The organism is Flavobacterium collinsii, assembly GCF_902804485.1.
Classification (GTDB): domain Bacteria; phylum Bacteroidota; class Bacteroidia; order Flavobacteriales; family Flavobacteriaceae; genus Flavobacterium; species Flavobacterium collinsii.
The window spans coordinates 85,356-98,304 of sequence record NZ_CADCST010000083.1 but is presented as its reverse complement, the minus strand read 5'-3'; the positions used below and the strand labels follow the sequence as shown (position 1 = coordinate 98,304).

The 12,949-nt window shown below is 36.3% G+C and carries 12 protein-coding genes; 3 read left to right on the top strand and 9 right to left on the bottom strand.

Going from position 1 to position 12,949, the window contains the following annotated elements:
* Positions 1 to 111: 111 nt before the first annotated feature.
* The 5 genes from FLA105534_RS11555 to FLA105534_RS11535 all read right to left on the bottom strand — a co-directional run bounded on the left by FLA105534_RS11555 (position 112) and on the right by FLA105534_RS11535 (position 4,016).
* Positions 112 to 525 (bottom strand): DUF2141 domain-containing protein, encoded by a 414-nt coding sequence (locus FLA105534_RS11555; RefSeq protein WP_173966272.1) that lies wholly within the window; start codon positions 523 to 525, stop codon positions 112 to 114.
* Positions 526 to 582: 57 nt separating this feature from the next.
* Entirely contained in the window at positions 583 to 1,500 is a 918-nt protein-coding gene (locus FLA105534_RS11550; RefSeq protein ID WP_246253222.1) for a DUF6268 family outer membrane beta-barrel protein, read from the bottom strand.
* 107 nt (positions 1,501 to 1,607) lie between these two features.
* Positions 1,608 to 2,501, bottom strand: coding sequence for a helix-turn-helix domain-containing protein (locus FLA105534_RS11545; RefSeq protein WP_173966270.1), 894 nt, complete (start codon positions 2,499 to 2,501; stop codon positions 1,608 to 1,610).
* A gap of 77 nt (positions 2,502 to 2,578) precedes the next feature.
* Positions 2,579 to 3,112: a hypothetical protein gene (locus tag FLA105534_RS11540; RefSeq protein ID WP_173966269.1), complete on the bottom strand. Its 534-nt coding sequence runs from the start codon at positions 3,110 to 3,112 to the stop codon at positions 2,579 to 2,581.
* Positions 3,113 to 3,248: 136 nt separating this feature from the next.
* A complete protein-coding gene (locus tag FLA105534_RS11535; RefSeq protein ID WP_173966268.1) occupies positions 3,249 to 4,016 on the bottom strand; it encodes a GNAT family N-acetyltransferase in 768 nt (255 codons plus the stop codon).
* Between the two features lie 807 nt (positions 4,017 to 4,823).
* Between FLA105534_RS11535 and FLA105534_RS11530 the strand changes: the two genes are divergently transcribed.
* Positions 4,824 to 5,618 (top strand): polysaccharide lyase, encoded by a 795-nt coding sequence (locus tag FLA105534_RS11530; RefSeq protein ID WP_173966267.1) that lies wholly within the window; start codon positions 4,824 to 4,826, stop codon positions 5,616 to 5,618.
* A gap of 114 nt (positions 5,619 to 5,732) precedes the next feature.
* Here FLA105534_RS11530 and FLA105534_RS11525 read toward each other — a convergent pair whose 3' ends face one another.
* Together FLA105534_RS11525 and FLA105534_RS23935 are read right to left on the bottom strand one after the other, a co-directional pair.
* Positions 5,733 to 7,778 carry a patatin-like phospholipase family protein gene (locus FLA105534_RS11525; protein WP_173966266.1) on the bottom strand — a complete coding sequence of 682 codons (2,046 nt, stop codon included), beginning with the start codon at positions 7,776 to 7,778 and terminating at the stop codon, positions 5,733 to 5,735.
* 325 nt (positions 7,779 to 8,103) lie between these two features.
* On the bottom strand, positions 8,104 to 8,238 hold the full coding sequence (locus tag FLA105534_RS23935) for a hypothetical protein (protein ID WP_262888445.1): 135 nt from the start codon (positions 8,236 to 8,238) through the stop codon (positions 8,104 to 8,106).
* A 16-nt stretch (positions 8,239 to 8,254) separates the two neighbouring features.
* On the opposite strand from FLA105534_RS23935, the gene fdhD reads away from it, so the two are divergent.
* Together fdhD and FLA105534_RS11515 are read left to right on the top strand one after the other, a co-directional pair.
* Positions 8,255 to 9,136 carry a formate dehydrogenase accessory sulfurtransferase FdhD gene (gene fdhD / locus FLA105534_RS11520; RefSeq protein WP_217427699.1) on the top strand — a complete coding sequence of 294 codons (882 nt, stop codon included), beginning with the start codon at positions 8,255 to 8,257 and terminating at the stop codon, positions 9,134 to 9,136.
* A gap of 77 nt (positions 9,137 to 9,213) precedes the next feature.
* A complete protein-coding gene (locus FLA105534_RS11515) occupies positions 9,214 to 11,583 on the top strand; it encodes an FdhF/YdeP family oxidoreductase (protein ID WP_173966265.1) in 2,370 nt (789 codons plus the stop codon).
* 14 nt (positions 11,584 to 11,597) lie between these two features.
* Here the strand turns inward: FLA105534_RS11515 and FLA105534_RS11510 are convergent, their stop codons facing one another.
* Both FLA105534_RS11510 and FLA105534_RS11505 read right to left on the bottom strand, forming a co-directional pair.
* Positions 11,598 to 11,906, bottom strand: a complete 309-nt coding sequence (locus tag FLA105534_RS11510; RefSeq protein WP_173966264.1) for a hypothetical protein — start codon at positions 11,904 to 11,906, stop codon at positions 11,598 to 11,600.
* A gap of 52 nt (positions 11,907 to 11,958) precedes the next feature.
* Positions 11,959 to 12,894 carry a Dyp-type peroxidase gene (locus tag FLA105534_RS11505; protein ID WP_173966263.1) on the bottom strand — a complete coding sequence of 312 codons (936 nt, stop codon included), beginning with the start codon at positions 12,892 to 12,894 and terminating at the stop codon, positions 11,959 to 11,961.
* Between the last annotated feature and the right edge of the window lie 55 nt (positions 12,895 to 12,949).

Sequence of the window (12,949 nt, the reverse complement as noted above, 5' to 3'; positions counted from 1 at the left end):
GTTGCAAACACTGAATACTGTGACTGAATACTGTGACTGAATACTGAGACTGTACACTGAGACTGTAAACTGAGACTGTAAACTGCGACTGTAAACTGAGACCAAAAACTCCTAATAAAGCTCAATAGCTATCGCAGACTCATTTTTTAAAACATAGATAGAACAATCATTAAACGTTGGTGCTCCTCCATCCGGTTTAAAATTGGTACTGTTTCCTACCGGTTCTTTTGGCATTCCGAACCAATTGCTGTTTAATTTTCCATTGTTATCCAAATCTTGAAAAACAGTAATGGCATAAGTCCCCCTTGGCAAATCAACCTGAAATTTTATCGTTTCCTGATTGGCCTTTTGCACTTTCGTAAAACAGGCTGTTTTAAGGAAATTTTGCTTTTTATCGTAAACATTCACTACAACTGTCCCTTTCCCTTTTTGAACATTGGTCACATCAATATTCATTTTTACCTGTTGCGCATTAGTAAAATATGAAACTCCTAATACCAGTACACTCAGAATTGTTTTTTTCATTTTCTTCTTTTAATTTATTGTTGTTAAACTTGTTTAATTTGCATTCTTATTTTTCTATTAGTTTCCAAAACGATAGGTAAGCATCATTTTCGCATATGGAATTTCTTTAGTCTTATAGTTGGTAATACTATTGTTATCTGAATCATACAAGGTGTACTTATTGGCGAATCCTATACCTCCCTGCAACTGAAGCCAAAAACCATCAAAAAGCCGCTGATTAATCTGCAAACCGCCATGAACAGCCGAGAACTGAGCATAATCAACTTCTAAGCCTTCGTTGTTCCTATAGTTTTGTAAATTGTGAAGTGTCCAATCTATAGATCCTGCCACACCAACTTGTGTAGTATTACCAAGATTCCTAAAAACATTCACCCTAGGCCAGTATAGCTGAGCCATCCACTTACCATTATTACTTTTGTAATCAACAGATATAGCAGGTGTTATGAGAAATTTATCAAAAGCATACATAATATGTGGACCTATACCAATTTCAAGATTCGATTTTTCTCCAAACTTTCTTGAAACTCCAAAAATCCCATCCAAAACCATGTCATTGATTGAAAACGAATCTTTGAAATCGGAAGCCACAGTAGGCAAGAAAATTCCAAAAACAGCCCATCTTTGTCCAAAAGGACGACGTACTACAATGGTAGGCTTGATCTCCTGTATTTTTGTGATATGATTCGGACTATCCTTGAAATCTTTATCGAATGTAAAATCCAAAACACGGTAGTTTACAATTCCAAGAATACGAGTTTTTCCAATTTTAAAGGATGGAATTGGTAACCAAAAATCATACGTATTGTATCTGAATTTATTTCCGTAATAAGGATCTAAAGTTGATACATTCTCAAAGCTACTTTTTCCGTTTACAGAAACGCTAACCCCTGCGCCATCTGTTATTAATTGAGCATAAAATTTATTTGGAAGACAAATAAACAAGGTTAATAAAACTAATGATCGTACATTTTTCAAAATAACACTTATTAAATTTAAACACATGAGCTGCATTAGCCCCCTAAGATTTTCTTAAGGCAAAGGTGTGCTTAAAACAATAATTGTTGTTAGGATTTAGTTTACCGTTACTCGGACAAATCGTGCATAAGAGAGTTTCGGTACTGTGAAGGAGTTGTACCGGTTATTTTTTTAAAAAGCCGTCCAAAATAAGACGGATCTTCGTAATTCAGTTCAAAAGCTATTTCTGAAATGTCTTTGGTCAAATCTTGCAAAAGAATCTGACTTTGCAGGATACTTACATTGTTTATCCATTCTTTTGGAGCTATTCCTGTGGTTTGCTTAATGCACCTATTGAGATAGTTTACAGAAATTTTTAATTTATCAGCGTAAAAGGATACGGATTTATCCTGACTATGGTATTTATAAACCAGTTCTTTGAAGGAAAAAGTAATTTCATTACCGCGGTGTACCGTTTTATTAAGCTCTTTATTGGAAGAAATGATTTTTTGAAAAGCAGCCTGCATGAGCGAATAACAAATTTCGATATTGGAATTTTTGCTTCTAAATTCTTGTCCTAGTAAGCAAAACAAGGAATTAAGCCATACACTCGTCTCTTTTGGCAGTTTAACAACTGAGTTTGTGGCAAAAATTTGTATCAGCTCCTGTTTGGACAGAATATGATTTAAGACACTTTCTTCAAATAAAATAAAATGACCGGTTATAACCAGATCAATTTCTTTCATTGCTGTAATGTGCCCTTGTTTTACAAACAAAACATCATCTTCAGTTAATGTTATTATCTCATTATCTACTTGTTGTATGGCATTACCATTAGTAACATGAACAATAAAATTATAATCAGGTCTGAAAAGCGGAGTCGGAATTTGAATATACTCTGTTGTGGTATTCAAATCATATATCTGCAAAGGAGTTTTTAAGAAATCAAAATCTAAGGAAGCATCCGACATAAATTGTTTTGGAAATTCCTCTGATGATATAATTTTAATACTCTTACTCATGTTACAAACTTAAGTAATAAATTGTAAATGGCAGCTGCATACTTCATGTCTTGTTGCATATAGTACCATTATAAATCTTACTCTTTGTGCTTATCAGCAGATTGATTTCTAATGCGATTCGATAGATTCAGTACCAGGTTAAAAGCTAACAAAAAACAAAATGTTCCCGAAATAGCAATCCAGAAATTGGCAGTTTCCGTTTTATGTTTGACAATCTCATTTTTCTTTTTAATCGCAGTCATATTCAATTTCATGATCTGAAAAATATCCTGACGAATTTGACTTTTAAAGTTCTCAGCGGTCGCGTTCTTTTTTAAAGAATCAAAATTCTCTTGCAGATTACCCGTTACTTTATCTTCACCAACTTCTGTGATGTTGCCTGCTTGTTTGGTTAAATTGTCCTGAAAAACAGCTACTGCCTTTGTTTTATCTGTGTTTATCTCGTCTAATGAAAGGAGCATATTTCTGGAATATTCCAAAGTATTGAAATTAGCTTTCAAAATATCATCCGTATCTTTTTCAATCGAAAAATTATAGTATGCACTTACTAATGAAAGAAAAATAATCATCAGAAAAAGCAGACCGGCTCTAAGGTTTACTATCATTTTCATTTTTTAGAATTTTTTAAGATTACACTATACAATAACACCCTCATTATCAAATTTAAAATTAATAATTTAGGTCAAAACATCATGCTAAAAAGACAAGATATTGAAGCTTTTGCACTGTCCTTTTGCTATTAAAATCTCAGATCTTAATTGAGAGAAAATTTAATGACCTGATTTTAATTAGACGCAATTCTTCCAACAAAACCTTATCCTTTAATACAACATCTTTTTTATTCTGATCAACAACTGCCGTATCATGTTTTGGATCATAAATCATCGCCGTACACAAGCAGTTTTTTCTTTCCCTATTCATTAGTACAGGGCAATTTACACATGATTTACAGCTCTTCCAAAACACTTCTTTTGAGATTAGCTCCGAAGAGCTCACTTGTTTAAAGCCGAGTTCATGATACATTTTTACTACTGAGAGATCTGGCGTTAAACTAAATATACGCGCATTCGGGTACTTCTCGCGACTCAACTCAAAAATTTTTATTTTTATCTTTTTTGCAAGTTCGGTATGTTTAAACTCGGGTGCTACAACTAATCCTGAATTAGAAACATAGCTTTCGTTTTCCCATGAATTGATAGAAGAAAAACCTGCCCATCTTCCGTCTGATGTAAATGCTATGACAGTATCTCCTTTTTTCATTTTTGCTTCCAACAGCTCTGGAGCGCATTCCGAAATACCTATTCCACGAGCTTTAGCGGCTAATAATGTGGCTTCACAGATTTCTTTGATCCAATAGGTATGACTGCATCTGGCTTTTTCAATAATAAAATCAACAGCTTCTTCCGTGTCTTTAACAGCTGAAGATATTGCCTTGTTACGGGATGAATCAGAAAAAGAATAAAACTTCTTAGATATATTTATTCTGGGATCTATAATAGGGTTTATAATTTTCATAATTGTTTAGGTATATGATGTTACTTATGATATCTAATGTGATTCTTAAAAAAAATCTTAACAGGTTATTAAAATTTTTATTGAGATGAAAGGCTTTTATCATCTTAAATTAAATACTTTCTACATCAATTGAGAAATTAGAAAAACAGTAAGGAATAAAACTAAAGCAAAAACGATTAAGTTGATGATTCTATCTTTGTTTTGCATGGATTTATTTGATGCGTATAGTTTCGCAATCTCCCTATCTCTTGTTTTATTTGCTTTCATATTTTTTTTGTTTGATACTGTTTGGGTTATATGGATGTTGATATAACCGTCATAAAAAGTTTTATACTTATCAAAACCAATCCTACTACTATTGATTTAGGTAAAACTTTTGAGTTGATTTTCCCCCATAAAGACAAACGATATGCCAAAACAACCCAAAAAAACATAAGTAACTGAAAAACAAACAACTGCAAGGATTAAGTTTCTATACCATTTAAAAATCCCTATCAAACTGATAGAATAAGCCATTCAAAATGAAAGGCTTTATGCTCTTTTGAGGTATTTTATCCTGCGTCTTTCCACTACTGCTGCTTTTAGAAACTAAAAAAATAATAGGAAAAATAACTAAACGGGATTATTGCGTACCTAAAATCGTACTTTTTTAATCCTCTTACAAATTGTTATTAATCAACTTTACAGTGTCAATTACCTGATACTGATTTTGATAATTAAAAAAGTTTTTTGTTACAAGGTCAATGATGTAATTACAATCTATTCTTTACTAACCATTAATTATTTATTAACCTTAAAGTTTTAAAAATGAAAAAAATCTTAAAATTAGCAAGTTTGTTATTTATTACAGTACTAGTGTTTAGTTCCTGCGAAAAGGAACAGGAGGTCAATGCCCCGCAAAGTGTTACTAAAGACGAGTCACAAATCGTCAACAATGAGATACAAGAAAACACCAAAAAAGAGGCTCTTTCAGCTGCTGCAGCATTAGCAGGCAGTGCCGGTGCAAGAACCATCACATTGCAAACCAATACACTATCCTGTCCTGGCGGTTTGTGTACCTCGTTCGGGGTTTGGTCGGAAGGCGTTTACACTGTTTGGTTTCAGATGAGATTTAATTCCGGATTTTACTGGAGCAGAGGCGGTAAATGCGGATATGGTATTCTAATTGGTGATCAGAACACTGGCGGTGACCCAGGATGGGATGGAAATGGTGGTAGTGCCAGATTTATGTGGTATTGTCCAAATGGATCAAACTCGTCTATAGGAAGCGGAGCTTATCTTCAACCGTATGTATATTACAAAGATCAGCCGGGACAATTTGGAAATGATTTTGGAAAAAAGTACTTCATACAAGAAGGAGTTACCTACAACTGCCAGATCTCTGTTAAATTAAATACCGGATCCAACACTAACGGATACGTCAAATACTATGTAAACGGTACGGAGTTATTAAATCAAACCATACGTTGGGTGACAAACGATTCAAAACGAAATGTGAATGCAGTAAGTCTTCACACCTTCCGTGGCGGCAGTCAGGAATACTGGAAGGCTCCGGTAACAAGTTCTATCTACTATCCTACTGCCACCTGGGATGCTCAATAGTAACTGTAAACTAGCTGTTTAGACCATAATAAAATCAAAAGCTCTCATTTCTTATGAAGTGAGAGCTTTTTTGTATTTGATACTATTAGTCCGAAAAGATAAATTAAAGTTTATTTACTTCCTGCCCAGTACCTCTTTAGGGTCTACTTTTATCAGGTTCTTTTCCATTCTTCTAATATTATAGTCAGAAATGACCCAGTTCATCGGATATGGGATTATATTGTCAGTACTATCTTTTGGCAAATTCTCTTTGCGGAATGACTCGTGATCCATTCTAAAAGAACTACGCTCTATATAATCCTTTAATTTTTTATTAGACAATTCTGTCTGATTGCCATACGTCCCCAAAACAGTTATCAGAGGAGCTGCCAGATCATTTACCAATGGATGTAATGTTTTAGGTTTGTCCTTTTTTTCTGTACCATTAGAAATGTATATTATTTTAAATTTCAATCTTTTGCGTAATTTATAAAATTCGTCATCTTTATTACCGCTTTCCATTCGGATCTCAATGCGCTGCAAAAGTTCTGAAGTAATTCCACCACCACTATTATCGTAATAACCTCCGTCTACAAAATATTTATTGTTTATTTCTCCTGCTGGTGACAGATAAGGAAAACGAGCTCCGAGAACGGCTGCGGTACTCAGTTTTATATTTTTGTATCCCCCATCGATATCTGCATCCAGCTGCGAAAGCACATCCAGACGGTGTGTAAAAGGAGGGTTAATTTTCACATTGCTGATAACACCGGATGAACCGCTTTCAATATTGGTTGTATTAATAAAGACTATAGGCAGACGTCCGGTATCATCAAAAACAGTGTCCAGAGTTCTTTTAAAATACTGTCCGATTTGAGAGTTGTAATCTGACTTTTCCATTGAGGTTGCCAATGCCTCTGCCCTGTCGTCCTGTAATAAAAAAGGAACTAAATGACGCAATAAATCCGGGCCTAAAAACCGGGCTAAGGGATAGGTCAAAAAATCAGCTTCAAAAAAACCAGCGGCAGGATAGTCGCTTATTACCTTTGTGGTATCTTTAATGGTGATTGACGGATCGACCAGCGTGGTATAAAATGCGAGATTGCCGACAGAGCCGCCGGAAGCCCCTGCTAAACTGAGAAGATGATCTGAGAATTTATCTTCAGGATAAGCGGCCTCCAATTTTGACAATACAGAAGCTACCCAATAACCTGATTTAGAAGCGCCACCGTCTGCAATAACCAAATATATCGGATAAGATGTAGTGTCTTTGTTTAGGACATTTGAACGGATCGGATTCTGAATCCATTTGTCGAGATACTTATCAATATCAGGTCTATTGGCGTACAAATGTTTTGTGGTGGTCTTCTCCAGATTTACATCGTACGGATCGTAAAAAGAACCCAGTAGTATCGCCCAAAAAACAATAAGCATTGTAAACCGAAAATTATACTTGACAGCGTAAGATTTGATCTTGCAGACAAAGGCTACCCACAATCCCATTGCCAATAGTAGACAGCCCAGGGAACCATATCGAATGGCAAAATCTGGTGAAAAAAGAATTAATAAATACAATACAAACGACAAGTATAATGCTCCGTAAAAAATCCTTTTCCATCCTGTGCTTACCGTAGTACCAACAGTTGTTTTTCTTTTTTGTACAGCGACAAACACAAACAGAATTTGCAGCAAAAAGTAAAAAATAGAAAGAAACATCCAATACCGGATATGGAGTGGAAATTTAGGATCATCCATTTTAAATAGTTTCTCAAAACTTGTGGAAGCGAATAAATAAATGAGAAGTATACTGTAGCTGATGCCTGTAACAATGCTGATCGTAATGAGTCGTCTGGTTTTTAAGTTAAAAGTTGTGTCCAATAAAAAATAATAGACATTATGAAACAACAGTAGTGCCCAAAAAAGCCAAATCGTTTTTTCCTCAAAAATAATAGCTGGCAGATTTAATGCCGCAAGCTGCAAGCCTACGGCTACATTATACCCTAACAGACGAGGAAAATGATTGTAAATTCGAGGTGTCGCGGCACCATGCATGCTTATATACAAATTTGAAATTTGTCTGGAACTTAGCCAGGACAATAACATCCATAAAATTACGCTCAAATTTGTAAATACAAACGGTCCCAAATATTCAACAGTCTGCATCAACATATCCTGTCCCATTGGGAGTTTAACAATGACAAAATAATAGAGTATCAAAAAAACAAGACCGGGTGAGAACAAGTAAACACCTCGTATTAAATTGCTTGCATTTATTATAAAAAATCGAAATAGAGTCATGGTGAATTTGGAGTTTGTTATTCGACATTAAGCGGTTAACCTATTCTTTTAATTGTATCCTAATTGATATAATGCAGGGCCGAACTAGCTAAGTGTAAACTCTTTACGGATTGCTATTCCGCAGAAATTTAATGTTACAGCTTTATCAAGCTAATTTAGGAATTAACACAGAATCCCAAGCAAGTATATACACCTGTTTACCAAACTCTTAAATCACATTCAGAAATAAATGCCCATAAAATCGATCTAAACCTAAAGCATCAGTCCGTCTGCTCATTTCAAAGCTATCATCGTAAAAATCAGAACTTTTTATATCTGTTTTTTCATTAAATTTACGTGTCAACTTTTAATGCGTTTATATGGAAATGAAGGATCCAGAATTAGTTTCTATTAAAGAGGTGTTCATTAGAAAGGTAGACGGGATCGAAAGTTCGTCCTTCCCAGATATTGTCTCTGTTGAAGAGCCTCTTGAAATAAGGATCAGCTATGGTCCTGAGGCTGAAAGAATACAAAAAAACATCTCGGTGACCATGCGCACACCCGGGAATGATCTGGATCTTGCAATTGGTTTTTTATTCACAGAAAGCATTATTTCCTCTTATCAAAACATCAAAAAAGTATACCATATCGAAAAGAATTGTGCAGCACAAAAGAAAAATATAGTTCAGGTAGATCTCATCGAAAATTTTGTTCCTCATTTGGTACAAACAGACCGGAATTTTTATACTACCTCAAGTTGTGGAGTTTGCGGAAAAAGCTCTATCGAGTCCATTAAGACAGTTAGTGCTTTTAAAAATGTAGAAAACTCTAAGCTTAAACTATCAACAACTGTGCTTTATCAATTACCCGAAAAATTAAGGGCTGGCCAAAGTAGTTTTGCTCTTACAGGAGGTATTCATGCGGCGGGCCTTTTTACTATTGAGGGGGAATTAGTGCTTTTGCAGGAGGATGTTGGACGGCACAATGCTTTAGACAAACTAATTGGTAAGGCTCTGGCTGAAAACCTATTGCCTTTAAACAAGTACATTTTGCTACTGAGCGGCAGAATCAGTTTTGAGTTAATTCAAAAAGCGGCTATGGCCGGAATATCAATTGTAGCTGCTATTGGTGCGCCCTCAAGCCTGGCAGTTGAACTGGCCGCAGAATTTAACATTACCCTACTGGGGTTCCTTAAAAAAGAGAGATTCAATATCTACAATTCTACTGATCAGGTAGTAATCCCGACTTCATACAAACAATAAAATAGATTTTGTACCGCTACTATTAAAATTATAATGATCCAGATTTTTTACGAGTATACTACTTAAATGCAAAAGTTATGAAAGAAGATCAATCTAAAAAAAACACCGACGGTAAAGTTCCAAAAGAACCAAACGCTGAAAATCCATATAGACTTTTAGATCTCAAGCTTACAAAAGTAGAAAAGTGGGCTGCTGGTGTACCCGCTGTAATCGCAGCTTTTAGTGATCTCATTGAAGAAAAAACACTTGTTCGGGGTACAAAAGCTTTGTTTAAAATGAATCAGGTTGGGGGTTTTGACTGCCCAAGCTGTGCATGGCCCGATCCCGATGACGAGCGATCTCCTCTGGGCGAATACTGCGAAAACGGCGCCAAAGCACTGGCAGAAGAAGCTACTACCAAAAAAGTTACAGCTGACTTTTTTAAAGAAAACTCGGTTTACGAACTTGCCAGACTAGACGATTATCAAATTGGCAAAATGGGCCGACTGACTGACCCTATGTATTTACCTAAAAACGCGACACATTATGAGCGTATAAGCTGGGATGCTGCATTTAAAAAAATAGCCGATCATCTCAATACATTAGAATCTCCCGATGAGGCTGCTTTTTACACCTCGGGAAGAACAAGCAATGAAGCTTCCTTTCTCTACCAGCTTTTTGCAAAAGAATTTGGTACAAACAATATGCCCGACTGCTCCAATATGTGCCATGAAACATCGGGATCAGCTCTAAGACCTACAATTGGCATCGGAAAAGGCACTGTAACTCTGGATGATTTTTATGATACAGATGTCATTGTGATCATTGGTCAGAATCCCGGAACCAATGCGCCCCGAATGATGAGTGCATTGTCAAAAGGAAAAAAAAACGGAGCAAAGATCATTGCGATAAACCCTTTGCCTGAAGCAGGTTTAATGGGGTTTCACAACCCACAGGAAGTAAATGGAATTATTGGAAGCGGCATTAAACTGGCCGATCTTTATTTACCTGTAAAAATAAACGGCGATATGGCTTTGCTTAAAGCGATCGAAATTATATTAATTGAATTTGAAAAGAACAACCCCGGAGAAGTCTTTGATTATGACTTTATCAAAGAAAAAACGACAGGATACGACGCTTTTCTAAAACAATTTGACGCTTATAATCTTGATGAACTCGCACTACAATCTGGTGTTTCTAAAGAGCTGTTGTATGAAGCTACGGAAATTTTAGCTTTCAAAAAGCGAATTATTGTTTGCTGGGGAATGGGGCTTACCCAACAGCCTAACGGTGTCGAAATGATCAGAGAAATCCTTAATATACTGCTGCTCAAGGGAAGTATCGGTAAACCCGGAGCGGGTGTTTGTCCGGTACGTGGTCACAGCAACGTTCAGGGAAACAGGACGATGATGATTGACGAAAAACCGACCGACGAACAACTCGATCGGTTACAGGCATTTTTCGGCTTCAATCCTCCCCGCAAACACGGCTATGATGTTGTTCGCGCCATTAAAGCCATGCAGGAAGAAAAAGTGAAAGTGCTGTTTTGTATGGGTGGTAATTTTTTATCTGCAACACCTGATACCACTTATACCGCCAGTGCCTTAAGAAAACTAAATTTAACCGTTTGCGTATCTACCAAGTTAAACCGAACTCACCTGATTCACGGACAGGAAGCGCTCATACTACCAACATTATCGCGAAGTGACAGGGACATTGTCAACGGCGAAATTCAAATTATAACTACTGAAAATTCAATGGGTGTGGTACAATCATCTAAAGGAATGCTTAGACCTGTGTCTGATAATTTAATTAACGAAACACAAATTGTCTGTAGAATGGCTATTGCAACATTAGGAAGCAAATCAGTTGTTAACTGGCAAGGCTATCACGATAATTATGATGCCGTAAGGGACGCTATTGAAAAGTGTATTCCGGGTTTTGAAAATTATAATGTCAGAGCGCGTCAAAAAGGAGGTTTCTACCTGCCTAACGCAGCGCGTGACGGGCAATTTATCACAAAAGAATTTGGGAACCGGGCGCCCTTTACCTTAACTTCAGTACCGAATAATGCACTTGCTCCTGATGAGTACATGATGGCAACAACCCGAACTCATGATCAGTTTAATACCACAATCTATGGTCTTGATGATCGCTATCGCGGTATAAAAAATGAACGTCGCGTTGTATTTATGAATCCAAAAGATATTGAAAAAGCAGGATTAAAAGCGGGCGACAAAGTTGATTTATTTAATTATGATGATGGTATCGAACGAATTGCGCCTTTATTCGTTATTGTTTCTTATCAGATACCCGAGAAAAATACTGTTACTTATTTTCCCGAAACCAATGTACTGGTTTCGGTGAACAATGTTGTAAAAGACAGCAATATGCCGGCATCAAAATATGTGAAAATTAAAATAAAAAGACACAATCCCAAAATATACGAGAGCATAAAGGAACTGTAAACCGTAGTAACTGTTTACGTCTCATCATCACTTTTGTCAAATGCTGACGGCATCAGTTCAATATGATATTTATCGGCCACTTTTATCAGTATTGGTAATAAGACAGAAGCGCCCGGAAGCAGTAAAAAAGGAATGCCGATGCCAATTATTTTCAACGAATCGGAAAGCTGAATTTTAAGCGTGTTCTCTTCGTCTTCGCTTATATTGCCTTCTTTTATGTACTGCTGAATAATTAAAGCTGCCTGCTTCTCTCCTTCTCCTTCTTTTCTCAGGTCGAATAAAAAGTGATGTACATTCTCTTCAATAGTTTTTTCAATTTCCATAAAATTTGGGTTGCCAATTGGTATTTGGTTTAGTATTTATAGTCAAAAAATCTTATTCGTCAGCGTATTCATCCAAGACATCAAAACTTGGTGCAAAGAATAATGTTCCGGTTGCTGCAGTGCTAAAATCCAGTATGCGGTCATAATTTCCGGGTGGATTACCAATGAACATATTCTCTAACATTTTTCTTGTGGTACTGAATGTACTGGCATAAGAGATAAAATAGGTTCCAACTTCCCCCTTAGAAGGATTTCCAAAAGGCATATTGTCCCGTACAATTTTAAGTTCCTCACCATTTTCATCTGTAATTGCGGTTAGCGCGCTGTGTGAGTTTGCCGGTTTCACTTCATCATCCAATTCAATATCATTCATTTTAGTTCTTCCAATTACTTTCTCCTGCTCTTCTGTAGATAGATTTTCCCAATTTTTCATGTTATGGAAATATTTCTGTACAAACAGATAGCTTCCACCCTTATAGGCAGCATCCTCCTCACCTACTATTGCAAAAAAATCTCTCTCATCGCCTATCGGATTTTCAGTACCGTCTACAAAACCAATGATAGACCGACCGTCCCAATATCTGAATCCGTGGACCTCTTCCAAACATTCCGCAACCGGCTCGAGAACCTTCGAAATTGCCATAGCCATATCAAAACAAATGGCTGCGTTTTGTGCTCTTAAATGAAAATGAAGGTCACCTACGGTAGATTTTGCGGTGTGTTTTGTTCCTGTTATTGGCTCAAAATTCACCAATTCTTTCGGTAAAGGTTTCGGTAAGTCAAGTGCTATCCAGGCGTCATGCCCAACCCCCATTACGCAGCTGCTTCGTCCATCAGGAATTCTTATGGTAAAGGAATTGTTTAAATTACTGATCAACGAACAAACTTTCTTAAATGCAGTCTTTATATCGGTCTGATTTTTAAATTTCCAAACCATAAAAATGGTGTTGTTGTTTGGATAATCGGTAACATTTTGTGATTGACTCATACTGGTAGCTATACGTTATATACGATTTTGATTTTTATTCTTAGGCAATGGTATA